The sequence below is a fragment of the Streptomyces sp. NPDC102451 genome (genome assembly GCF_044765485.1).
Classification (GTDB): Bacteria; Actinomycetota; Actinomycetes; order Streptomycetales; family Streptomycetaceae; genus Streptomyces.
Genome location: NZ_JBIWKD010000002.1, coordinates 318547 through 341728 on the forward strand (window position 1 = coordinate 318547; position 23182 = coordinate 341728).

The 23182-nt window shown below is 71.8% G+C and carries 18 protein-coding genes; 3 read left to right on the top strand and 15 right to left on the bottom strand.

Annotation, left to right across the window (positions count from 1 at the left end):
• The first annotated feature begins 69 nt into the window (after positions 1-69).
• Complete coding sequence (locus tag ACIRD8_RS05005) at positions 70-1203, top strand: PLP-dependent cysteine synthase family protein (protein ID WP_403986174.1); 1134 nt, start codon at positions 70-72, stop codon at positions 1201-1203.
• Between the two features lie 23 nt (positions 1204-1226).
• Here the strand turns inward: ACIRD8_RS05005 and ACIRD8_RS05010 are convergent, their stop codons facing one another.
• From ACIRD8_RS05010 to ACIRD8_RS05020, 3 genes are all read right to left on the bottom strand, one after another.
• Positions 1227-2360, bottom strand: a complete 1134-nt coding sequence (locus tag ACIRD8_RS05010; RefSeq protein ID WP_403986177.1) for a PP2C family protein-serine/threonine phosphatase — start codon at positions 2358-2360, stop codon at positions 1227-1229.
• 71 nt (positions 2361-2431) lie between these two features.
• On the bottom strand, positions 2432-2866 hold the full coding sequence (locus ACIRD8_RS05015; protein ID WP_403986180.1) for an SRPBCC family protein: 435 nt from the start codon (positions 2864-2866) through the stop codon (positions 2432-2434).
• 70 nt (positions 2867-2936) lie between these two features.
• Positions 2937-3767, bottom strand: coding sequence for a DeoR/GlpR family DNA-binding transcription regulator (locus ACIRD8_RS05020; RefSeq protein WP_403986182.1), 831 nt, complete (start codon positions 3765-3767; stop codon positions 2937-2939).
• Between the two features lie 227 nt (positions 3768-3994).
• Here ACIRD8_RS05020 and ACIRD8_RS05025 point away from each other — a divergent pair, with 227 nt between their 5' ends.
• Positions 3995-6424 carry a hypothetical protein gene (locus ACIRD8_RS05025; protein ID WP_403986185.1) on the top strand — a complete coding sequence of 810 codons (2430 nt, stop codon included), beginning with the start codon at positions 3995-3997 and terminating at the stop codon, positions 6422-6424.
• Here the strand turns inward: ACIRD8_RS05025 and ACIRD8_RS05030 are convergent.
• The 10 genes from ACIRD8_RS05030 to ACIRD8_RS05075 form a co-directional block, all read right to left on the bottom strand.
• On the bottom strand, positions 6394-8829 hold the full coding sequence (locus ACIRD8_RS05030) for a right-handed parallel beta-helix repeat-containing protein (RefSeq protein ID WP_403986188.1): 2436 nt from the start codon (positions 8827-8829) through the stop codon (positions 6394-6396). The two genes, ACIRD8_RS05025 and ACIRD8_RS05030, sit on opposite strands and share 31 nt — an antisense overlap.
• 206 nt (positions 8830-9035) lie before the next feature.
• Complete coding sequence (locus ACIRD8_RS05035; protein WP_403986191.1) at positions 9036-9650, bottom strand: hypothetical protein; 615 nt, start codon at positions 9648-9650, stop codon at positions 9036-9038.
• Positions 9651-9796: 146 nt separating this feature from the next.
• On the bottom strand, positions 9797-10621 hold the full coding sequence (locus tag ACIRD8_RS05040; RefSeq protein ID WP_403986194.1) for an MOSC domain-containing protein: 825 nt from the start codon (positions 10619-10621) through the stop codon (positions 9797-9799).
• 66 nt (positions 10622-10687) lie between these two features.
• Complete coding sequence (locus ACIRD8_RS05045) at positions 10688-11179, bottom strand: DUF6643 family protein (protein WP_403986197.1); 492 nt, start codon at positions 11177-11179, stop codon at positions 10688-10690.
• Positions 11180-11341: 162 nt separating this feature from the next.
• Entirely contained in the window at positions 11342-12856 is a 1515-nt protein-coding gene (gene proP / locus ACIRD8_RS05050; RefSeq protein ID WP_403987267.1) for a glycine betaine/L-proline transporter ProP, read from the bottom strand.
• 126 nt (positions 12857-12982) lie between these two features.
• A complete protein-coding gene (locus ACIRD8_RS05055) occupies positions 12983-15268 on the bottom strand; it encodes an FdhF/YdeP family oxidoreductase (protein WP_403986200.1) in 2286 nt (761 codons plus the stop codon).
• A gap of 36 nt (positions 15269-15304) precedes the next feature.
• Entirely contained in the window at positions 15305-15823 is a 519-nt protein-coding gene (locus ACIRD8_RS05060; RefSeq protein WP_403986203.1) for an SRPBCC family protein, read from the bottom strand.
• Positions 15824-15913: 90 nt separating this feature from the next.
• Positions 15914-16183, bottom strand: coding sequence for a hypothetical protein (locus ACIRD8_RS05065; protein WP_403986206.1), 270 nt, complete (start codon positions 16181-16183; stop codon positions 15914-15916).
• A 52-nt stretch (positions 16184-16235) separates the two neighbouring features.
• Entirely contained in the window at positions 16236-18788 is a 2553-nt protein-coding gene (locus ACIRD8_RS05070; RefSeq protein WP_403986209.1) for an ATP-dependent Clp protease ATP-binding subunit, read from the bottom strand.
• A 123-nt stretch (positions 18789-18911) separates the two neighbouring features.
• On the bottom strand, positions 18912-19544 hold the full coding sequence (locus tag ACIRD8_RS05075) for a DUF1345 domain-containing protein (RefSeq protein ID WP_403986212.1): 633 nt from the start codon (positions 19542-19544) through the stop codon (positions 18912-18914).
• A gap of 148 nt (positions 19545-19692) precedes the next feature.
• On the opposite strand from ACIRD8_RS05075, the gene ACIRD8_RS05080 reads away from it, so the two are divergent.
• Entirely contained in the window at positions 19693-21456 is a 1764-nt protein-coding gene (locus ACIRD8_RS05080; protein WP_403986215.1) for an FUSC family protein, read from the top strand.
• Between the two features lie 13 nt (positions 21457-21469).
• Here the strand turns inward: ACIRD8_RS05080 and ACIRD8_RS05085 are convergent, their stop codons facing one another.
• On the bottom strand, positions 21470-22582 hold the full coding sequence (locus ACIRD8_RS05085; protein ID WP_403986218.1) for a serine hydrolase domain-containing protein: 1113 nt from the start codon (positions 22580-22582) through the stop codon (positions 21470-21472).
• The gene (locus ACIRD8_RS05090) at positions 22567-23151 is read right to left on the bottom strand and encodes a pyridoxamine 5'-phosphate oxidase family protein (protein WP_403986221.1); all 585 of its coding nucleotides are present in this window, start codon (positions 23149-23151) and stop codon (positions 22567-22569) included. Before ACIRD8_RS05090 ends, ACIRD8_RS05085 begins: the two co-directional genes overlap by 16 nt.
• Positions 23152-23182: the final 31 nt, after the last annotated feature.

Consider the following 23182-nt stretch of genomic DNA (forward strand, 5'->3'; position numbering starts at 1 on the left):
ACGTTTGTGCAGGTGGGGGGAATATCGTAGGTCCCACGGAGAACCGCCGTCACCCGAAGGAGACCGCTGATGGACACCAGTGAGCACACACCGGGCGGTGGCGTGGTGGAGACCGTCGACGTCGACCGGAGCGACCCGGACTACCGCGCCTGGCTCAAGGAAGCGGTGCGCAAGGTCCAGGCGGACGCGAACCGTTCGGCCGACACCCATCTCCTGCGCTTCCCGCTGCCGGAACACTGGGGCATCGACCTCTACCTCAAGGACGAGTCGACGCACCCCACCGGCAGCCTCAAGCACCGGCTGGCCCGTTCGCTCTTCCTGTACGGACTCTGCAACGGCTGGATCCGCCGCGGCAAGCCGGTCATCGAGGCCTCCAGCGGCTCGACGGCCGTCTCGGAGGCGTACTTCGCGAAGCTGATCGGTGTGCCGTTCGTCGCGGTGATGCCCCGGACCACCAGCCCCGAGAAGTGCCGCCTGATCGAATTCCACGGCGGACAGTGCCACTTCGTCGACGACGCCCGCCGCATCTACGAGGAGTCGGCGGCCCTCGCGGCCGAGACCGGCGGTCACTACATGGACCAGTTCACCTACGCGGAACGGGCCACCGACTGGCGGGGCAACAACAACATCGCCGAGTCCATCTACCAGCAGCTGAGGCTGGAGCGGTATCCCGAACCCGCCTGGATCGTCGCCACGGCCGGCACCGGCGGCACCTCCGCGACCATCGGGCGCTACGTCCGGTACATGCAGCACGACACACGGATCTGCGTACCGGACCCGGAGAACTCCTGTTTCTTCGACGGATGGACCAGGCACGACCAACTGGCGACCAGCGACTGCGGCTCACGCATCGAAGGCATCGGCAGACCCCGGATGGAGCCGAGCTTCGTGCCCGGCGCCATCGACCGGATGATGAAGGTGCCCGACGCGGCCAGCGTCGCGGCGGTCCGGGTGCTGGAGCGCGCCATCGGCCGCAAGGCGGGCGGATCGACCGGTACCGGGCTGTGGAGCGCCCTCAAGCTCGTGGCCGAGATGGTGGAGAGGGGAAGCACCGGAAGCGTCGTCACGCTGTTCTGCGACCCCGGCGACCGCTACCTCGACAAGTACTACTCCGACGACTGGCTGAGCGGGCAGGGCCTGGACATCCGCCCGTACACGGAGACGATCGACCACTTCCTGGCCACCGGCACCTGGTCCTCCTGAGCCGGGCGGTCGTCCGCCCTCTCTCATCCGGGATCGGGAAGGCGTTCGACCGCGACCATGGCCGCGTCGTCGCCCAGGTGGCCGCCCGCGTGGCGCAGCAGATCGGCGCCCAGGCGGTCGAGGAGCGGTCCTGGCCCCGCTCCGGTCCACGAGCCCACCCGCTCGGCCAGCGGGTAGAAGCGGCCGGAGCCGTCCCGCGCCTCGGTGACGCCGTCGGTGTACAGCAGCAGCACGTCACCGGCACGGAAGCTGAACACGTCCTCGGCGGGTCCGGCGTCCGTCAGCGGGCCGACCCCGAGGGGCGGAGCCGGTTCCGTCGCGTCGAGGGCGTGCACACGTCCCGCCCGCAGCAGCAGGGGCGGTGGATGCCCGCAGCTGACCAGCCGGAGCTCCGGTTCCGTATCCGGGATGTCGAGTACGGAAGCGGTGACGAAGACCTCCGCGATGTACTGGCCCTCGGCCCGGTCCGCCGTCTCGTTCAGGGAGTCGATCCGGTGGGCGGCCACACTGCTCTCGAGGCGGGTCACCAGATCGGGCAGATGCTCCTCCTGGCGGGCCAGCGCGCGGAAGGCACCCAGCACACCCGCCGCACCGCTGATGGCATCGAGACCCTTGCCCCGGACATCACCGATGATCACGCGGGTTCCCCAGGCCGTGCGGGCGGTCGCGTACAGGTCACCGCCGAGCTGGGCCCCCGCCTCGGCCGCCATGTAGACCGAGGCGAGGCGCAGTGGTCCGCTGCGCCCGGGCAGGGGCCGGAGAACGCTGCGCTGGGCCGCTTCGGCCACGGTCCGCAGCCGCACCATCTCAGCCGCTCTGCGCACCCGCAGATGGGCGAAGAACGTGACGATGGCCGAGATCAGGAAGAGCGCGGCGATCTGGAACATGTGATTGAGGTCGGTGATGCTGGAGCGTGTCACCGCCACGACCGCCTGGGCCAGCACCGCGACGGCGCCGACGAACGCGGTAGGCCGCGGACCTGCGAACGACGCGGTGAGCGCCGGTGCCGCCACGAGGAACGGACCGAGGTGGACGCCGGGCGGAACATTGATGTCGACGACCGTCACGACGGCGATCAGGACCAAAGGCGCCACGAGGAGTGCCCGGCTCCACCGGGAGCCGTCCTGGATTCCATCTGCCCACTGCCGGAAGTCCATGATTCCGGGATACCTCACCAGCCCCCTCGCCGCCCCTCCTGGGCGACCGCGGGGCGCGTTCCGCGCGGCACTCAGTCGTCGAGCAGGGTGCCCAGCTCGCGGGCGAAGACCTTACGCCCGGCGGTCGCCAGCAGCGGATCGGCCCAGCGTGGCAGCAGCCTCACACGCAGTTCCTCGACCCAGACCACATGCGAACCGGAGCCGGTCGGGCAGACGTCGATCGAGGCCCGGCCGCGCACCACGGCACCCCGCTTCTCCAGCCGGCACAGCCCGGCCCGGCCGGCGGCGGGCGGGATCCACCGCACCACTTCCATCGGATCGTCGAAGCCCAGCGGCCCCACACCGGTACGGGCCACGAAGACCGTGCCGGTCCGGGTGGGCAGGCCCGCGGGGACGGTGACCGAGGTGAACGGAACGGTCCCGCCGTGCCGCTCCCAGTCGGTCACCCGCCGCCACGCCTCGGCGGCTGGGAGGGGAGTGAAACGCTCGATGCGGAATACGGCCACGGTCCGATCCTAGGACGTCCGTCGCCCGGAAGCCCCGGAGCCGGAAGGCGCGCGCCCCACTGGAGGCGGACTACTCGTCCGACGACCCGCCCGCCACCACCAGGCCCGGCAGGTGCTCCTCGATCTGCTGCCTCGCCGCGTCCGGCAGACCGGCGTCCGTGACGAAGGCATCGACCTCGTCGAGCGCCGCGAACGAACTCAGACCCACCGTGCCCCACTTGGTGTGGTCCGCGACGACCACGACGCGCCTGGCCGCCCGTACGAAGCGGCGGTTCGTCTCGGCCTCCGCGAGATTGGGCGTGGAGAGACCGGCCTCGACCGAGATCCCGTGCACCCCGAGGAACAGCACGTCGAAGTGGAGCGACCCGATCGCACGGTCCGCGACCGGCCCGACGAGCGAGTCCGACGGCGTACGGACCCCACCGGTCAGCACCACCGTGGCCGCACCGGCCCGAGCACCGCCCGTCGCGGTCGGGCGCTGCGCCCCGTGGAACACATCGGCGACCCGCACCGAGTTCGTCACCACCGTCAGCCCCGGTACGTCCAGGAGGTGCCGCGCCAGTGCGAACGTGGTGGTGCCGCCGGAGAGCGCGATCGCGCTGCCGGGCACCGCCATCGTGGCCGCCGTGCGGGCGATGTCCTCCTTGGCGCTGAGCTCCAGCGTCGACTTGGCCTCGAAGCCGGGCTCGTGCGTGCTCGCCTCGACGACCGGGACGGCTCCGCCGTGGACCTTCTCGATCACGCCCTGGCGCGCCAGGGCGTCCAGGTCCCGGCGGATGGTCATGTCGGAGACGCTCAGCTTGCGGGTCAGCTCGTTGACCCTGACCCCGCCGCGCTTGCGCACATCGTCGAGAATGAGCGCACGCCGCTGCTCCGCGAGCAGGTTCTGGTTCTCGCTCAACGCCGGGCCCCGGCCCTTCCCTCTGTCCGCACGGTCCGGCAGCGGTCCTGCGGGACGCCCTCATCCTCCCACGCACCCCCACAGGCCGTCCCACTGGGGAGATTCGGTGAGAGCCGGTGCGCCGGACACCTCCCGTCGGCGATGGTGGTGACTGCGCATCAGCTCAGATCCCGCCGCCCCTCCCCACCGGCCGCGAGCCGGACGGACCAGAGAGCGAGTCACCGACATTGCCCCCTGCACCCCAGGCCGAGGCCGCCGCGCACAACAGTGGTGCCGCACTGGAACTGCTCGTCCACGGTGTCGGCGGAACCACCCCGCAGGAGATGCTCGGCGACCCCCGTACGACCAGGATCACCGGTGACGTCACGGCCGCCGTCCACCGGCGCACCGAGGACGTGGGAGCCGAACAGCACCCCGAGCGCCACCGGGACGGACCCATCGCCGAGGCCTACTGCTGGTCCAACCTCACCTCGGGCAACGGCTCCCGTGCCCTGTGGCTGCTGCTGCTCCCCTTCATGGTGGTCAACCTCGCCCACTGGATGCGGCCCTCCGCGCAGGGGCGTCCCCGGACGGTCCGGCTCTACGGGGTGCTGGTGCGGCTCGCCGCGCTCAGCCTGACCGTGCTCCTGACCGCCGCGGCCTGCGAGGTCGCCCTCGACCTGGTGGCCTGGCAGTGCGCGGGGACGCCCGAGTGCTCCGGGCAGCGCTCCTGGCTCGGCTTCCTCTCCACCCAGCAGGACGGGTGGTTCGCCCAGCCCGGACGCCGCCTCGCCGTCGCGGCGCTCGTGCCCGCCGCCCTGGTGGGCCTGCTCTGGTACCTCTCCAACCGCACTTGGAGCGCCTACGAGTCACAGCGCCCGCTGACCTGGGACCAGCCGGACAGCACAGAGACGGACGAGGAGGATGACGAGGACGCGGGCGCGGACCCCGGTTCCGACGCGAATTCCGGAGCGCCCCTGGTCCGCCCCGCTCTCGGCAGGCCCGGCTTCTGGTACGGACGCAGGCTGGTGGCACGGCTGCGCGCGGCGCACACCGCGGCCGGATTCCTCACCGTCGCCGCTGCGGTCGGCGGGGCTGCGGCCCGGCACGACCGGGCCGCCGACAGCCCCGTACCCGCGGTGACCGGCGTCCTGTTCGAGACCCTCCTCGTTCTCTGCGGCCTCGTCGTCGTCCGGGTGGTCTGCCACCGCGGACGCAGCGAGCGTCGCCTCGACAGCCGGCTCGACCGGGCCCTCATCACCTTCCTGCCCGGCGCCGCACTCGTCCTCCTGCTCGGCGCGGTGGTGTACGCCGGCTGGTCGCGCCCCGACTGGGTGTCCTCGGGTGCCCTCCCCGGCGAGGCCGTCTTCCGCGCCCTCGCCCTGGGCCAGGGCCTGCTCGTCGTCGTACTCGCCGTGGTGGCCCTGAGCCTCTACCGGCGCGCCCCCGAGCCGCGCACCACCCTCCACGGCCTCGGCGGCCCGGCGGTGGCCATGCTCGCCTGCGCCCTCGGCGGGGTGATGACCGGCGGGGTCGCCCAGCGCGTGGCCGACTGGCTCGACGGCCCCGGCACCCCCGGCATGGGTGCGGGCGCCGACATAGAGGGACCGCCCGTCCTCCTCAGCTGGCAGGCCTCCGTCATCCCGGTCCTGCTGCTCCTCCTGCTCCCGCCGCTCGTCTGGCTGGCGGTGCGCACCGCGCGTCATGCCCGCCGGCTCGGCCCCGCGACCGAGGCGGAGTACGAGGAGAAGCACCCCGAGCCTGGACGCACCCGGCGCATCGCACGCACCCGGGCCACCGCCGCGCTCACCGACTCCGCGCCCGGCATCCTCGGACTGCTCTCCGCCGCCACCCTGCTCCTCGGCGCCGCAGCGGTGACCGGTTCCTGGCTCACCGGCGAGGTGCCGGGCCTCGCGATGGACGGCACGGGCCCGTTCGTCGAATCGGCCGCCGAGACCGCCCAGTCGACCGGCTCCTGGATGACCGGTTTCGGCGTGATACTCCTCGTCACCCTGGGCCGCCGGGCCTACCGCGACGTCTCCGCCCGGCGCACCATCGGCATCCTCTGGGACGTGGGCACGTTCTGGCCGCGCGCCGCCCACCCCTTCGCACCGCCCTGCTACGCGGAGCGGGCCGTCCCGGACCTCTCGTCCCGGATGTGCGCCTGGACCGGGAGCACCCGCGGCAGGCTCGTCATCTCCGGCCACTCCCAGGGCAGTGTGCTCGCCGCGGCGGCGGTGTGGCAGCTCCCCGACACGGCCCGCCGCAGGGTCGCGCTGCTCACGTACGGTTCCCCGATCGAGCGGCTGTACGGGCGCTGGTTCCCGGCCTACTTCGGCCGGGTCCCCCTCGAAGGGCTGCAGCGCTCGGTGCACTGCTGGCGCAACCTCTGGCGTGCGACGGACCCCATCGGCGGCCCGGTCCGGATCGACGAGGGGCAGGGCCCGGAAGTGGACCGGGGCCCGCTGAAGGACCCGCTGGTCTACGGACGCACCACCGCACACCCGCTGCCGGAACCGATCCTGGGGCACTCCGACTACCAGGCCGACCCGGTCTTCGCCGTCGAGCGCGCCGCGCTCCTGGAACGGCTCGGACCCGTCGTCCCCCAGCAGACGGGCTCGGGTGCGCAGGACCGGGGCAGCGCCGCTCAGGGCAGCGCCGGAAGGTCCTCGGGATAGAGCATGGTCAGGTCGTCCGTGCTCGGCTCGGGGAGCTGGGCGACCCGGCCCGCGTGCCGCTCCACCATCGACTCGAAGGTCTGGCGGGCCGTCCGGCCGTTGCCGAAGGCGGGACCCTTGGGAAGCGCGGTGAAGTACTTGAGCAGCGCTTCACCCGTCCCCTCCGCCAGGCTGTACTCGTGCTCCTCGGTCTGCTGCCCGACGATCCGCAGCAGCTCCTCGGGTTCGTAGTCGCTGAAGGTGATGGTCCGGGAGAAACGGGACGCCACACCGGGGTTGACGGTGAGGAATCGCTCCATCTCGTGCGTGTACCCGGCCACGATCACCACCACGGCGTCGCGGTGGTCCTCCATCAGTTTCACCAGCGTGTCGATGGCCTCCCGGCCGAAGTCACGGCCGGAGTCCTCGGGCGAGAGGGCGTACGCCTCGTCCACGAACAGGACACCGCCGCGCGCCCGGTCGAACGCCTCCTGGGTACGGATGGCCGTGGACCCGATGTGCTCGCCGACCAGATCGACACGGGACACCTCCACGAGATGGCCGTGCTCCAGGACCCCGAGCGAGGCCAGGATCTCCCCGTACAGCCGGGCCACCGTCGTCTTGCCCGTGCCGGGGGAGCCCGTGAAGACCAGGTGCCGGCGTACCGACGCCGCCTTCAGACCGGCCAGCCGGCGGCGCCTGCCCACCTCGATCATGTCGGTCAGCGCCCGCACCTCGCGCTTGACGCTGTCGAGGCCCACCAGCGCGTCGAGCTCGCCCAGCACGGCGCCGGAGTCCCGCGCGGGCTCGGCGGGAGCCGTGGGGACGGGAGTGGGCTCGGCGGTCCGCTGCCCGGGCATCGCGCCGAGCAGCCCGGGCGTGGCCTGTGTCGCCGTCAGGACCGCGGGGGCCGGGGGAGTGGCCCCGCCGCGCAGACCGCTCTCGTCGCTGGTGCAGTCCCGCGCCACCGGGCCGCCCGCCTGCCCGTCGCCGCCGGAGCCGTCGGCGAACTCGTAGCCGCCGCGCGCGCACCGCTCGGTCCGGCACCGGGTCAGCGTGGAGCGGCAGCCGTCCATCACATGGAAGCCGTACCCGTCGCTCCCGGTGACCCGGCAGCTGTCGAAGGTGCCCCGGCCCTCCGCGGAGACGTAGAAACCGGCCTCCGCGGGCGAGGTGACCGTGCACCGCTCGATGGTCGGATCGGCGCCCTTGGTCACGATGACACCGGTCTGCGCCGCGTCGATGGTGCAGTTGTTCAGCGTGCCGCCGCTGCCGTGGTCACGGAACCACGCGCCCGTGGACGCCTCGCGGATCCGGCAGTCGTCGAGCTGCGCGGTGGCCCCGTCGCTCACCGAGACCGCCGTGTTGCGGATCTGGGTCAGATCGCTGTCCACGACGTCGGCGCGTGAGCCCCGGTCGAGGACGAACAGGGCGTCGGGCACGTCGTGGAGGCGGCACGAGTCGAGTATCACCGTGGCCCCGTCGCTGACCCAGACCGCCGGGTAGTCGCCCGTACTGTCGTGGATCTCGCACTGGTTGGCGTCGACCCGCGTGCCCGGGTCCCACACCGAGAGGCCGTTGCGGCCGAACCTGCGGACGGTGGAACGGGTCAGCGTCAGCACCGAACGGGACCGCAGGTCGACCGCGTTCTCCGGGATGTCGTGGATGTCGCAGTCCGCCAGCGTGAGGACCGCGTCGGTGTCCAGGGTGACCCCGTCGGCGGACGTGCGGTGCACGGTGCAGTCCGTGAGGTGCGCGCTGCCGCGGGAGGTGATCTGCACCCCGCTGCCCTTGATCTCGTACACCTCGCAGCCCACGGCCTCCAGGCCGCTGCCCTCGCCGGTCACGCTCAGGCCCGCTCCCGAGGAGTGGTGCACACGGCAGCGCTCGAGCCGCGGGTGCGCGCCGTCACGCACCGAGACACCGGACTGGCCCGCCGAGACGACCTCGCACTCCTCGAACACGCCGCCGGCGCCGTCGAGTACGGCGATGCCCACGCCGGCCGGGTTGTCGACCGTGCAGCGGCGCACCGTGGGCCTGGCCGCGCCCCGCACCTCCATGCCGGCGGCCGACCTGGTCACGATGCGCAGGTCCGACAGCTCGGGGGAGCCCTCCTCGACGAGCAGCGCCGGGGCGGCCGAGTCCTGGCCCTCCACATGGAGGTCCTGGACGACGGCGGAGGCGCGGACGGTCAGGGGGACCCCGTCGGCCGGAGCGATCCGCACGGAACCGGCGGACCCCTCGGGGCCGCGCAGCGTCACCGCGCGGTCGACGACGAGATTCTCCCGGTAGGTGCCGGGGGCGACGGTCAGGACGTCACCGTCCGCTGCGGCCTCCAGGGCGGCGGTGAGGGATGCGTATTCGCCCGTACGGCGCCGCCATCGCGATGTGCCGGTGTGCGTCACCTGGACCGTGCCCTGTGCCATGGTGCTGCTGTGCCCCCACCTCGTGCCGTGTGCGCTGCCTCGTGCCTGTCCGCGGGCGCCGCCGGTCCGCCGGCAGCCCTACGGCCCGCCTGCCGAGGAGTCGGGCGGGCCGGTCCACCGTAGCGCGCGTGGCGGGCGCGAGTTGACGGGTCGGCCGCCGAAGGCCACTGGTCAGCCGGATACGGGGCGAACCTGCGTCCGCGGGATCAGCTGCCCGTACCCGTTCTGCCCCAGTCGGGACCGACTTCGGCCCAGGCACGGTCGAGCCGGGCGTACCGCCGTTGCATCATGCGCCATACGACGATCCTGCGGGCGATTTCCGTCAGACCGCCCGCGACCAGCGCCGCACCGACACCTGCGAGCGCCGCGTGGGTACGAGCCGTGGACATGTCCATGGGGCGCATCGTGGGGTGGCCCCGGCCGTCCGTCCAGATCTGGATCCGGGCGCCGGGAGTGGTCGTGGAGGACACCGTCGACACGGTGCCCGTGCGTGCCGTACCGTCCGGGGCGAGCCAGTCGGCCACCACCGACGTCCGCATGGAGCCCTCGGTGACGGCCGCCTCGGGGTCCTGGGCGAAGCGGGTGGTGCCCGACGCGCGGACCACGACGGCCTCGGTGGCGTGGCGTTGCTCGTGCTGGGCCCGCACCGTCCGCCGGAGCGCGTCGTCCGTGAGCGAGCCGGCTCTCCAGCCGATCACCGGTGCCGCCACCAGCACCAGCAGCAGGGCGACCAGCGCCAGCCATGCCTCATGACGGTCGGTGGCCCGGCACACGGGATTGTGCCGCCACCGCCGGATTCCCAGAACCGCTCGCACAGTCATGCACCCCCTTCCCTTTCCGTGATAACCCGGAAGGGCGCCGAATACGTCCTCCGGCGGCGAAGAGAGAGCAATTTCACGCCGCCAACGCCCCCCGGGGCTGCCCGAGTTCCGCTCCTCGGCGACGGGGCCGCCGCGAGGTCCGCCCGTCAGCCGAGGATGCGCACCGGGTCCCCGGCCCGGATCACACCGGTGCCCTCCGGGATCATGTGCTGCCCGAAGAGCAGGAGTTTCCCGTCGCGGCGGTGGAGCGCGAGCGTGCGCAACGGCTCCTTGCCCCGCTCCCCGGTCAGCTGGTCGGTGGTCGTGATGACACACCGTCCGCACGGCTTGACGACACGGAACGCGACCTCCCCGATCGCGATCCGCTTCCAGTCGTCCTCGGCCCAGGGCTCCGTACCCTCCACGACCACATTCGGCCGGAACCGGTTCATCGGCAGCGGCCCCTCTTCCGGATGGTCCCCCTGGGCCACCAGCGAGTTGAGCGCGTCCAGAGAGGCACGCGTGGTGAGGAGCAGCGGGAGGGCGTCGGCGAGCGACACGGTCTCGCCCGGCCGGCCGTACGCCGGATCGACGGGCCTGCGGTGCGACGGCTCGTCGAGATGGACGAGCCGGACCTCCGCACCGAGGCGCGCGCCGAACCAGTCGTGTGCCGCCTCCGCGGCCACCACCACCGTCACCTTGCTCCTGTGGAGCTCGGCGACGACCGTGTCGGCGGGATCGGGCACCTCCACCACCAGCGTCGGGCTCCCGGGTGCCGACAGGGCCAATCCGCCACCGGGCAGCAGCTCGGCGGACAGCAGGGCCATGCGAGGCTGCTGACGTTGGGTGACGACTCTGCTCTCGCTGTCGATCAGCATCCATCGGCGGTCGCCGTCGAGTCCCCATGGCTCGACGGCCACCGTGTCGGCCGCACTGGCGGCCAGCGACTTGACCGGGTGGATGTACGCGGCACCTAGCACAGGAGAAACCATGCCGTCATCCTGCCAGCCGTCACTGACAGTGGGCGGCAGGATTCGTCAGAACCCCCCGGCGCTGGTTCAGTACCCCCGGCCCTGGTACGGACGGTTGTACGGATCCTCGTACGGCGACTGGGCGGGAGCCGGCGCGGGCCGGGGCGACGCCGGACGCATCGCCTCGTAACCCGTGCCGGGCCGCTGCTGCTGTTGCGGCTGCTGGTAACCACGCGGCGCGGACGGCTGCTGCGGGATGTACGGAGCCGGCGCGTGCTGCAGCTGTGCGGGCTGCATCATCGGCGCCTGCTGCATCCCGGCGTTCTGGTACTGCGGCTGCGGGGTCTGCTGCGGGTAGCCGTAGGACCCGGTGTGCTGCGACGGGGCCGCGGGCAGCGCCGGGAGCGCCGACGGCAGCGCCGGCAGATAGCTGTTCCCGGTGTCGTAGGCGGCGGGGACCCGGATCGGCGCGATCTGAGGGGTCCCCCGCTCGGCGACCAGGGAGTCGTAGATCGGGGTGTCGGGGAACGACGGCGCGGCGTAGTAGCCGCTGCCGTAGGTGGAGCGGGGGGAGGTCATGACACATAAGTTAAGCCCACGATGTGCTGGTTGGGGAGCCCCAATCTTGGGGTTATCCGTTTTGCGCTGCTTTTGTCGGTCTGACCTGCCAAGACGCGGTCGCGCCGCACGGGGTGGCACCCCCTCCGCGGACGGCCGGGGAGGCGCGGGACCCGGTGGTCCTCAGTGCTTGTCGCCGTTGTCGCCGTTCCGGCCCCATGGGTGCCGCATCCGGATCCACACGTCACGCGCCTGCCGGCCCGCCCGCGTCCTGCTGCGCGCGACGAGGACGCGCGCCTGTTCCGGGGTCTCCACCATGGGCCCGGAGCCGCGCAGTGGTTTGCCCGCGGTCTCGTGCAGGAAGAAGGTCGCGACGAGTCCGATGACGCCCGCGACCATCAGGTAGTACGCCGGGACCATGTCGTTGCCGGTCGCCTCCACGAGCGCCGAGGTGAACAGGGGGGTGGTCCCGCCGAACAGCGACACGGAGATGTTGAAGGCGATCGACAGGGCGCCGTAGCGCAGACGTGTGGGGAACAGTGCCGGCAGTGTCGAGGCGGAGGTGCCCGCGAAGCAGACCAGCAGCAGCCCGAGCACTCCGCAGCCGATCGCCGGCAGCAGGATGCCGCCCTCCCGGATGAGCAGGAAGGCGGGGATCGCGAACACGACGAGTGCCACGCTCCCGGCCATGAACACCGGGCGGCGGCCCCAGCGGTCGGAGGATCTCCCGACGGTCGTGATGGTCAGCACCACGAGCAGCATCGTGCCGAGGACCAGGAGCTGGGACGTCGCCTCCGGCTCGCCGAGTGTGCTGGACATGTAGGTCGGCAGGTAGGAAGTCACCATGTAGTTGGTGACGTTGTAGAGCAGCACCAGGCCCATGCAGATCAGCACCGCCTCCCAGTGCCTGGTGAAGATCTCCTTGAGACGGCCCTTGCCGGACTGCCGGGCCTGTTCGACCGGGTCCCCCTCGGACGCGGCTTCGGCCTGTGCCTCCTCCTCGCGCTGGAAGGCGGGTGTCTCCTCCAGCTTCAGGCGCATGTACAGACCGATCAGGCCGAGCGGTCCCGCGACGAAGAACGGGATGCGCCATCCCCAGTCCGTCAGGCCGTCCGTACCGAGCACCATGGTCAGCACGGTCACCAGGCCGGAGCCGAGCGAGTAGCCCACGAAGGTGCCGAAGTCCAGCCAACTGCCCAGGAAGCCGCGCCGCTTGTCCGGCGCGTACTCCGCGATGTACGTCGTGGCGCCCGCGTACTCGCCGCCGGTGGAGAAGCCCTGGACCAGACGGCACACCAGCAGCAGCAACGGAGCGGCGAAACCGAGCGTGGCGTACGAGGGCAGGAAACCGACCGCGAAGGTGCTCGCCGCCATCATGATCATGGTGACCGCCAGCACCTTCTGGCGCCCCACACGGTCGCCGAGCGGGCCGAACACCAGCCCGCCCAGCGGCCGTACGAGGAAGGCGGCGGCGAAGGTCGCGAAGGTCGACACCACCTGTGCGCCCGGTGAACTCGACGGGAAGAAGACCTTGCCGAGGGTGCCCGCGAGATAGGCGTAGACGCCGAAGTCGAACCACTCCATGGTGTTTCCGAGCGCCGCCGCCGTCACGGCGCGGCGCACCTTCGGCGGATCGGTGACCGTCACGTCCTCGGCGGCCAGGGCCTTCTTGCGACGCCGGAGCAGCGTCCGCACCATCCGGTCCGTCGCCCCCCGGTCGCCCTGGCGCCGGGGAAGGCGCGGCTGTCGTGTCGGTCCCGGCATGAATGCCCTGCCCTCCGCTGTGTGGCTGTTCTCTCTCCGCCGGACCGGGACCCGCGAGACCTACGTCGTCCGCTCGAGCCGGACGAGGACCGCCTTCGAGGTGGGCTGGTTGCTGATGTCGGCCACGCTGTCCAGCGGAACAAGGACCTGGGTCTCCGGGTAGTACGCGGCGGCGGAACCGCGCGCGGTCGGGTACTCCACCACCTCGAAGCCCTCGGCGCGGCGCTCCGCCTCGTCGTGCCAGACACCGACCAGGTCGACGTGCTGACCCGCGCTCAGGCCGAGTTCGGCGAGGTCCGCCGGGTTGACGAGGACCACACGCCGGCTTCCGTGGATCCCCCGGTAGCGGTCGTTGGCCGTGTAGGGGACGGTGTTCCACTGGTCGTGGGAGCGCAGGGTCTGCAGCAGCAGGTGACCTTCCGGCACATGCGGCATCTGCCAGGTGTTACGGGTGAACAGGGCCTTGCCGACGGCGTTGGGGAAGACGCCCTCGTTGACCGGGTTCGGCAGCCGGATCCCTCCGGGCCGTGCCACCCGCCGGTTCAGGTCGTGCAGTCCGGGCACGATCCGGGAGATCCGGTCGCGGATCGCCCCGTAGTCCGTCTCGAACTCCTGCCACGGGAGGTCGACCCGGCCGTCGAGGGTGCGTCGGGCGAGCCGGCACAGGATGGCCACTTCGCTGAGCAGAAGCCTGGACGCGGGCTTCAGCCGCCCCCGGGAGGTGTGCACCTCGCTCATCGAGTTCTCCACCGTGACGAACTGCTCCCCACCGGCCTGGACGTCCCGTTCGGTCCTGCCCAGGGTCGGCAGGATCAGCGCGGTCCTCCCGCAGACGGTGTGGGACCGGTTGAGCTTGGTGGAGATGTGGGCGGTCAGCCGGCAGGTGCGCATGGCCTCCTCGGTGACCGTGCTGTCCGGGGCGGCCCGTACGAAGTTGCCCGCGACCCCCAGGAAGACCTTGATCCGGCCCTCTCCCATCGCCCGGATCGCGTTCACCGAGTCCAGCCCGTGGGCACGTGGCGGGTCGAAGCCGAACTCCTGCTGCAGGGCGTCCAGGAAGGCGTCCGGCATCTGTTCCCAGACACCCATCGTGCGGTCGCCCTGGACGTTGCTGTGACCGCGCACCGGGCAGGCACCGGCTCCGGCGCGCCCCAGGTTGCCGCGCAGCATGAGGAAGTTGACGATCTCCCGGATGGTGGGGACGCCGTGCTTGTGCTGTGTCACGCCCATGGCCCAGCAGACGATGACGCGTTCACTGCGCAGTACGTCGGCACCGACCGCCTCGATCTCCTCGCGGGTCAGACCGGTGGCGGTGATCACGTCGGCCCAGGAGATCTCCCGCGCGTGTTCGGCGAACTCCTCGAAGCCGCTCGTGTTGGTGCCGATGAAGTCGTGGTCCAGCACCTGCCCCGGACGGTCGTCCTCGGCCTCCAGCAGCAGCCGGTTCAGGCCCTGGAAGAGGGCCAGGTCACCGCCGGCGCGGATGTGCAGGAACCGGTCGGCGATCTCCACGCCCCGGCCGATCAGCCCGCGCGCCTTCTGGGGGTTCTTGAACCTCAGCAGCCCCGCTTCCGGCAGGGTGTTCACCGCGATGATGCGGGCGCCGTTCGACTTCGCCTCCTCCAGCGCGGACAACTGCCGTGGGTGGTTGGTCCCGGGGTTCTGTCCGACGACGAAGATCAGGTCGGCGTGGTGGAGGTCGTTGAGACTGACCGTTCCCTTGCCCGTGCCGAGCGTCTCGTGCAGGGCGTATCCGCTCGACTCGTGGCACATGTTGCTGCAGTCGGGCAGATTGTTGGTCCCGAAAGCCCTCGCGAAGAGCTGCAGCACGAACGCGGCCTCATTGCTGACCCTGCCCGAGGTGTAGAAGACCGCCTCGTCCGGTGTGCCGAGGGCTCTCAGCTCCTCGGCGAGCAGGTTCAGGGCGTCGTGCCAGCTGATCGGCTCGTAGTGGTCGGAGTCCGGGCGCTTGACCATCGGCCGGGTGAGCCGGCCCTGCTGGTTCAGCCACATGTCGGAGCGCCCGGCCAGGTCGGAGACCGGGTGTTCACGGAAGAAGTCGGCGGTGATCCGCCGTCCCGTGGCCTCGTCGTTGATGTGCTTGGCGCCGTTCTCGCAGTACTCGTTGCGGTTCCGGTGGCCGGGAGCGGGGTCGGCCCAGGCGCAGCCCGGGCAGTCCGTCCCGTCGACCTGGTTCATGGTCAGCAGGTCCACCGCGGTCTTCCGCGGGGACGTCTGCTGCAAGGAGTACTCCAGCGCGTGCACCACCGCGGGAACGCCGGCGGCCCACTTCTTGGGCGGGGTGACCGTCAGGTCGTCCTGCGGATCGTCACTGGGCGGCTTCATCGAGTTGCCTCTCGTCTCCTGGATCCCGCCCGAGGCTCAGCCCACGGGCCACGTGGGCACCTGGCTCTTCGACAGTTCCGGCTCCCCGGGCCGTACGTGTCCCTTGCGGATGGTCCCCCGCCAGCCCCCGCCGGCTTCCCCGAGCCCCTCGATGAACTCCTTGAAGCACGCCAGTTCCAGCCGTACGACACGGCCGGCCACCCCGGGGACCGCCGTGAGCGCGCCGGCCGCACCGCGACGTCGGATCCGCATGCGCACGGTGATCGCCGTACGGTCCTGGGCGAGGGCCCGGAACTCGACCTCGCCCTCGTGCAACGGGCTGCGGTCAAGGCTGCGCCAGGCCACATGGGAATCGGGGACCTGTTCCACGATCTCGGTCTCGAACTCCTTGCGTACCGGCCCGGTACCCACGACCCACGCCATCACGGTGGGCGTGACCTGCACGATGCGTTTCACCACACGGCTGAACCGGGGGAAACCCTCGAACTGGGTCCACTGGTTGTACGCGGTACGCACCGGCACCGCGACCTCGATCGTTTCCTCAACGGTGTTCATGCACCACTCGCCTTCAGGGGGCCGGTGCCCTCAGTCTCACCGCGGGTCCGGCAGGCCGCCACACGACGGCCTGCCGGCGGCGCTTCCGGCTCAGTAGCGGGTGGGCGGGAATCCGCGGTCCCTGCGGGGGGTGGTGCCCGTGGGCATGGAGCCGGTGTTCACCTCGTGGTCGACCTGGTCGCGCACCGCCCGGTAGACGGCGTCCGGATCCTCGGGCGTCGCCGTGGGCAGCCCCGCTTCCTCCCGGTCGTGTGTGGTCCGTCGGTCCAGTGCATCCTGGTCGGGCCGCCGGGGCATCCCCCGGCCCCGTCCGGCTTCCGTTTCGCCCCCGACCGCTTCGTTGGACTTGTGGTGCGTCATGCCCGTCTCCTCCTCGGATCGGCTCACCTGCGCTTGCGGCGTCCGCCTCGGGTCAAGGCTGTCCGCCGTCGTCCGTGGCCGGGGCCCGGTCCGCTTCCTGCTCCCCGGCGGGCGCTCCCTGGTCCGCTTCACCCTTTCGGACGGTGCAGTGGAGGGAATCGCCCTGCACCTCGGCGACGATGGTGTCGCCGGATTCGGCCTCACCGCCGAGCAGGAGGTCGGCGATGCGGTTGTCGAGTTCCGTCTGGATGGTCCGCCGCAGGGGGCGGGCGCCGAACTCCGGCTGGTGCCCGTGGGCGATCAGCAGCTTCTTGGCGGCCTCGGTGACCTCCAGCCTCATGCCCTGGGCGTGGACACGCCGCTCGCTGCGGGCCAGCAGGTGCCCCACGATCTCCGACAGGTCGTCCTCGGTGAGGCTGTGGAAGATGATGATCTCGTCGATGCGGTTGAGGAACTCCGGCAGGAACCGGCTCCGCAGCTCGTCCATCAACTCGTCCTTGAGATCGGACGCGTCGCCGTGGTGGTCGAGGATGCGACGGGCCCCGATGTTGGACGTCATGATGACGACGCAGTGCCTGAAGTCGACGGTGCGGCCCTGGCCGTCGGTGAGGCGCCCGTCGTCGAGGATCTGGAGCAGCGTGTTGAAGACGTCCGGGTGGGCCTTCTCCACCTCGTCGAACAGGACCACGCTGTAGGGCTGCCGCCGGACCTTCTCGGTGAGCTGGCCGGCCTCGTCGTATCCGACGTATCCCGGAGGCGCCCCGACCAGGCGGGCGACCGTGTGCTTCTCCTGGAACTCGCTCATGTCGAAGCGGATCATGCGGTCCTCCTCGCCGAACAGCAGCTCGGCGAGGGTCTTGGCCAGCTCCGTCTTGCCCACGCCGGTGGGACCGAGGAAGAGGAAGGAACCCACGGGGCGGTTCGGGTCCCCCATCCCGGCCCGGTTGCGCCGCACCGCCTGGGAGACGGCGGTGACCGCCTCGTCCTGGCCCACGATCCGGGAGTGCATCTCCTCCTCGAGCCTGAGCAGCTTCTCCTTCTCGCTGGCCGTCAGCTGGGACACCGGGATGCCCGTACGGCGGGAGATCACGTCCGCGATGTCGGTGGCGGTGACCGAGACGACGCCCTCGCGCCGTTCCTCGATGCCCGCGAGTTCACCCTCCGCCGCCGCGATCTCCCGCTTCAGCTCCGCGGCCTTCTCGAAGTCCTCCGCGTCCACCGCCTGGTCCCGTTCGCGCCCCAGCTTGGCGATACGGTCCTCCGCCGCGACCGCCAGGGTCGAACGCGCCGTACTGCGCAGCCGCACCCGCGCCCCGGCCTGGTCCATCACGTCGATGGCCTTGTCGGGCAGGAAGCGGTCACTGACATAGCGGTCGGACAGTTCCGCGGCGGCCGCCAGCGCGCCGTCGGCGAAGCGGACCTGGTGGTGGGCCTCGTACGCGTCGCGCAGCCCCTCCAGGATCAGCACCGTCTCCTCCACCGAGGGCTCAGGGACCATCACCGGCTGGAAGCGGCGTTCGAGCGCGGCGTCCTTCTCGACGTACTTGCGGTACTCGTCGATCGTGGTCGCGCCCACGACGTGCAGTTCCCCACGGGCCAGGGCCGGCTTGAGCATGTTGCCCGCGTCCATCGAGCCCTCACCCGTGGCACCCGCGCCGACGACCGTGTGCAGCTCGTCGATGAACAGGATGATGTCCCCGCGGGCCTCCTGGACGTCTTCGATGACCTTCTTCAGCCGCTCCTCGAACTGACCCCGGTACTGCGCCCCCGCCACCATGCCGGACAGGTCGAGGGCCACCACCCGCTTGTCCTTCAGGGTGCCCGGGACCTCACCGGCCACGATCCGCTGCGCCAGCCCCTCGACGATCGCGGTCTTGCCGACTCCCGGTTCGCCGATGAGCACGGGGTTGTTCTTGGACCGCCGGGAGAGGATCTCGACCGTCTCCTCGATCTCCTCCGCACGCCCGACCACCGGATCGAGCTTCCCGGCCTTCGCCTCCTCGGTGAGGTCCCGTCCGAACTCGTCCAGCGTCGTCTCGGGCTTCTTCTCCCCGGGAGCGGGCCCGTCCGCGCGGCCCGCCTGCTCCGTGAGGCCGGCCAGCTTCTTCCCGTCCTCACCCTCGGCACGCAGCAACCGGGCGGCACCCGTGTCGACGCCTTCCAGGAGCGCGCCGAGGATGTGCTCGGGCCCGATGTACGACGCGCCGGCCGTCCTGGAGCGCTCGTAGGCGGTGGCGAGGGTGCGCTTGGCGGCCGGCGTGAGCCCCGGTTCCGAGGACGGCTCGCCCGACTCGCGGGGGAGGACCTCGGCGATCCGGGAGGCCAGGGCGTCCGGATCCATCCTCGCCCGCTCCAGCAGCCCCCGTGCCGGCTCGACCTTCGTCGCCGCCCACAGGAGGTGGTCCGTGTCGAGGTCGGACGTCCCGTCCTCCATCGCCCGCCGTCCCGCCAGGTTGAGCAGTTCCTGCGAGGACTCGGTCAGCAGCCGCCCGATCGGCACGCGCTGCACCGCCGGAGGCGACGATGCCGGCGACATGCCGAAGAACCGGTTCAACAACTCGCTGAAGGGGTCGGACGAGCCGAAATCGAACGACGACATCGACATGGCAGCTCCTGGGGCGGCGGCGGTCCCTCGGACGGGTCACCGGTGAGGGCTCCCCTCAACCGAAACGCGGTGCGGAGCAGCGCGCAACTCGCGGACCTGGAGGTACCGGCCCGCGCTCCGGCGTCAGCCGGTGACGATCCCCATGACGAGGTTGATGGCCGTGGCGAGGATGCCGGTGCCGAAGACGTACGACAGCAGGGAGTGCCTCAGCACGATCGCGCGGATCGTCGAACTGGAGACGTCGGTGTCGGACACCTGGTAGGTCATGCCGAGGTTGTAACTGAAGTAGAAGAAGTCGCGGTACGCGGGCGGCCGGTCCGAGTTGAAGTCGATCCCGCCCGATGCCGCGTAGTAGACGTAGGCGTAGCGGGTGGCGTACATCAGGTGCAGCGCGGCCCACGCCGTGAACACCCCGCAGAGCGCGATGGCCGCGCCGGCGTGCCCGGTGTCGGCCGGGCCGAGCAGGAGCAGCAGCACGATGGCCAGCAGGCCGCACGACGCGACCGCCACGACGACGAGTTCCTCCGTGACGGGCCGGAAGTCCTCACGCCCCGCGTTCCGGCGGGTGGCGGTGGCGTCCATCGGCCACAGCACGGCCCATCCGCCCAGGACGAAGAGCAGCTCGGTCGCGGTGATCCCGGTCAGGCCGCCCAGCGCCGGGACGGTGCCCAGCCCCACGGCCAGGCCGATCACGGCTCCGAGGACCACGGCAGCGCACAGCCGGGGAACGGCGTCCAGAGGCAACCAGGTGCTCATGCGTCACGACCCTAGCCCGGGGGACGGGCCGCGTCCTGGTGGCTCCGACGCGCACGGATCGTCGTACGGCCCCCCCGCCCTGCTCTCGGGAACGGGGCGGGCGGGGCCGGCCGTCGGTCCGGCGGAATGGCAAGGTATATACCTTGTTATGCCCTTCCTGCGTCGCCTCGCCCCCGCCGCCGTCCGTCGCGGCCGGCGGCGTTCGGCCGCGGACGTGCGGCGAGTGCTCCATCCCCGCGGTGCGCTGGTCCTGCATGACGTGGACGGAGCCCTAGTGTTCGCGCTGCGGGCCGCCCTGGCGATGGGACTGGTCGCCGTGCCCGTCGTGCTGGCGGGGCGGCCGGACCTCGCGGTGTACGCCATGCTGGGCTCCTTCACGACCACGTTCGGCAGGAACCTGCCCTACGCCCGCCGCGCCCGGGTCCTCGCGCTGGTGGCCCTGGCCATGACGGCGTGCGTGGCCTGCGGCTCGGCGCTCGCGGCGTGGGCGCGCCCGGAGGAGAGCGCGGCCGGCGCCGCCGTCGTGGTCGCGGCGACGGCGCTGGTCGCGGGGGCGGCCAAGTTCGTCTGCGATGCCACCCGGCTGAGCGGCCTGGGCGCGATCATGGTGCTGTTCTCGTTCGCGGTGGCGGCCCATGCCTCTCCTGCGCCCGCCGACATCCTCCCGTACACCGCGATGGCGGCAGCCGGGGCGGCGCCCGCCTGGCTCCTCGGGATGCTCGGTCTGCTGATCCATCCGGACCGGCCGCAACGCCTCGCCGTCGCCACCGCCCTGCGCGAGGTCGCCGCGCTCCTCGAGGCCCGCGCCGCCGGCGCCGAGGTGCCCGGGCGGACGCGGCACCGGGCCACGGTCGCCGTGCTGGACGCCTACCGGAGCCTCGGGCAGCCACCGCCCGCCCGGCGGGCCGGTCGCCGGCACGACACGGTGCTGCTGCCGCCGGCCGACCTCTCCTGGGCCCTGCTGGTCGGCGCGGAGCGGTGGGCTCCCGGGGAACAGAGGAGCGCGGCACTGTACCTGCGCGGGCAGGCCCGGCTGCTCACCGGACGGCGGCACGGCGTCCCCCCGGCACCCGGTACGCCGCCCTCCGGGGAGGCAGGCCTCGACGGTTCCCGGCTCCCGGCCGGTCCGGGCCGGACGCGCGCCCCGTCCGCCGTGCTGCGCGCCACCGAGCTGCTGCTGGGGCGCCCGCACGGCCCCCACCACAGGGCCGTCCTCGCCGTCCCCGCCCTGCGGATGGCCCTGGGCACCGGGGTCGCGGGCGGCCTGGCCGTGCTCCTGGGCCTGGAGCACAGCTACTGGGCCGCGATCTCGGCCGCCGCCGTGCTGCACTCGGTCAACGTCCGCACCACGGCCCAGCGGGCGGTCCAGCGCACCCTGGGCACGGTCGTCGGCCTCCTGCTGGCACTCGGGGTGCTGGCCGCGGAGCCGGGCCCGGTGGCGCTCGCCGTGGTGATCGTGGCCCTGGAATTCCTGCTGGAGTACATCGTCGTCCGCAACTACGCCTTGGGCGTGGTGTTCCTGACGCCGATGGCGCTGCTGCTCAGCGACCTGGCGGCCCCCGCGCCGGCCGGGGAGCTGATCCTCGACCGCGCGCTGGGCAGCGTCATGGGGATCGCGGTCGGGCTGCTCTGCGCGCTCCTGGTGCTCCACGACCAGGCCGCGATGCGGGTGGAGCGAGCCCTGGAGGCCTGCCTCGCGGCCGCCGAGGACGCCGAACGGTCCCTGGTCCGTCCGGAGGCGACACCGCGCGCGGTCGTCCGGCTGCGGCTGGCGGAGGCGGTCGTCGAACTGCGCGAGGCGGACGACAACGCGGCCGGTGAGGTATGGCCGGCCGAGATCGACCCCTCCGAACTCGCCGCGGCCGAACAACGGGCGTACACCCTGCTCGGCCGGCTGGACCTCCATCTCTAGGACGTCTTCGCACTCAAGGGCGGGGGCCGTACTCGGCCGCGGTCAGGGCGGCGAGTCGTTGTGCCGTGTCGAAGTGGGGGGTGAGGCGGGTCTTGGTCAAGGCGAAGGCCGTGCCGGTGGCCGTGTCGGCGTAGACGTAGCTGCCGCCACCGCCGACCCAGCCGAACGTGGTGGGTGCCTCGTCCGGCGGCGCACCGAGGCGGCCCAGCGGGTAGCCCAGGGCCAGCCGTGCCTGGTTGCCGAAGACCTGGTCGGTGCCCTCGAAGGCCACCGCCGTCACCTCGTCGAGCCCGTCTGGGCCGAGGAGCCGGCCGTCGAGGACCGCGGCGTTCATGGCGGTGATGCCGCGTGCGGTGAAGGTGCCGACCGACGGGATGTCCGCCTGGAGGATCTCAGGGCTGTTGCCCATCGCCGCGGATGGTTGCCGCTCCCAGGGCGCGAGTACGGCATCGGCATCGGGTGGTCCCGATGCCGGGGGCGGTGCGGCGTCCTCCAGCCGTGCCGGCCGGGGCAGGTCGGCCCGGGGCACACCGTAGAAGAGGTCACCCTGGATGCCCAGGGGTACGGCGATCCACTCGTGCAGGAGCTGCCGCATCGGTCTGCCTGTGGCCCGGCGCGCGATCTCGCCGACGAGGAAACCGAAGGTGTACGCGTGGTACCCCGTCCTGGTCCCGGGCGGCCACAGCGGCTCCGCGTCGGCGATCGCGGTGCAGACCCGTGACCAGTCGGGCAGATCGGCAGGACCGATGCGGCGCGGCATCGCCGGCACGCCCACCGAGTGGGTCAGTACGTGCCGGAGCGTTGCCGTCGCCTTGCCGTGGGCACCGAACTCCGGCCAGATGTCGGTCACCGGCCTGTCGTACCCGACAACCCCGTTCCTGACGAGCAGGTGAGCGATCAGAGAGGTCATGACCTTGCCGGCGGAGAAACTGAAGAAGAGGGTGTCCGGGCCCACCTTCCGCCCCGTCGCACCGTCGGCGACACCGGCGACGGCGTCGACGACCCGAACACCCTGGTGGTGGACGGCGACCTGCAAGCCCGTCTCGGCTCCGGTGCCGACCAGTTCGTCGAGGACGCCTTGGACCCTCAGCTGGAGCGTGGGCATCCCGGTCACCGGCTCGGCCACGTGTAGCGGGTCTGGCTGGATCTCGGCAACTTGCCGAAAGCGAAGCCGACGGTCGGCGCGACGCGATACAGGCGGACGTCACCGGCGACGACTGCCTCGCCCAGCCCGAACCACGTCCCTTCCGGGCTGGTCAGATGCGCGCCGTACTTCCGCTCGAAATCCGCGACGGCCTCTGCACGCTCGGCGCGCCCGTCCACCGAGGACGCGACGCCCTCGATGACGACGTCCATACCGGTCAGGGAATGCGTGCCGGTCGTCAGGGCGCAGCGGGGATTCCGGTCGAGATTCAGCGCCTTGCGCTCCTGATCGCCCGTGGTGAAGCACATTCCGCCCAGGCTCCAGGCCGCCAGCAACGGCGTCACGTGGGGTCTCCCGTCAGGCCGCACCGTGGAGATCCAGAACACCTCTGCCTCGCCGATGACCTCACGTGCGGACGCCCACGGGGTCGCCCGCGCGTCCGGGGAGGAGAACGGCCCCAGTGCCGTCTCGGGTTCGCTTTCCGACATGTCACGTCCTTGAGGGGGGGGGGGGGGGGGGGGGGGGGGGGGGGGGGGGGGGGGGGAGGACATAAAAACCACCAACAACGATTAAAAATAGAAC

Bases quoted from the DNA above. Each gene is read 5' to 3' on its own strand.
- ACIRD8_RS05005 (WP_403986174.1), top strand. From the start codon at position 70: ATGGACACCAGTGAGCACACACCGGGCGGTGGCGTGGTGGAGACCGTC.
- ACIRD8_RS05010 (WP_403986177.1), bottom strand. From the start codon at position 2,360: ATGGACTTCCGGCAGTGGGCAGATGGAATCCAGGACGGCTCCCGGTGG.
- ACIRD8_RS05030 (WP_403986188.1), bottom strand. From the start codon at position 8,829: ATGGCACAGGGCACGGTCCAGGTGACGCACACCGGCACATCGCGATGG.
- ACIRD8_RS05035 (WP_403986191.1), bottom strand. From the start codon at position 9,650: ATGACTGTGCGAGCGGTTCTGGGAATCCGGCGGTGGCGGCACAATCCC.
- ACIRD8_RS05040 (WP_403986194.1), bottom strand. From the start codon at position 10,621: ATGGTTTCTCCTGTGCTAGGTGCCGCGTACATCCACCCGGTCAAGTCG.
- ACIRD8_RS05045 (WP_403986197.1), bottom strand. From the start codon at position 11,179: ATGACCTCCCCCCGCTCCACCTACGGCAGCGGCTACTACGCCGCGCCG.
- proP (WP_403987267.1), bottom strand. From the start codon at position 12,856: ATGGTGCGGACGCTGCTCCGGCGTCGCAAGAAGGCCCTGGCCGCCGAG.
- ACIRD8_RS05055 (WP_403986200.1), bottom strand. From the start codon at position 15,268: ATGAAGCCGCCCAGTGACGATCCGCAGGACGACCTGACGGTCACCCCG.
- ACIRD8_RS05060 (WP_403986203.1), bottom strand. From the start codon at position 15,823: ATGAACACCGTTGAGGAAACGATCGAGGTCGCGGTGCCGGTGCGTACC.
- ACIRD8_RS05065 (WP_403986206.1), bottom strand. From the start codon at position 16,183: ATGACGCACCACAAGTCCAACGAAGCGGTCGGGGGCGAAACGGAAGCC.
- ACIRD8_RS05070 (WP_403986209.1), bottom strand. From the start codon at position 18,788: ATGTCGATGTCGTCGTTCGATTTCGGCTCGTCCGACCCCTTCAGCGAG.
- ACIRD8_RS05075 (WP_403986212.1), bottom strand. From the start codon at position 19,544: ATGAGCACCTGGTTGCCTCTGGACGCCGTTCCCCGGCTGTGCGCTGCC.
- ACIRD8_RS05080 (WP_403986215.1), top strand. From the start codon at position 19,693: ATGCCCTTCCTGCGTCGCCTCGCCCCCGCCGCCGTCCGTCGCGGCCGG.
- ACIRD8_RS05090 (WP_403986221.1), bottom strand. From the start codon at position 23,151: ATGTCCTCCCCCCCCCCCCCCCCCCCCCCCCCCCCCCCCCCCCCCCCC.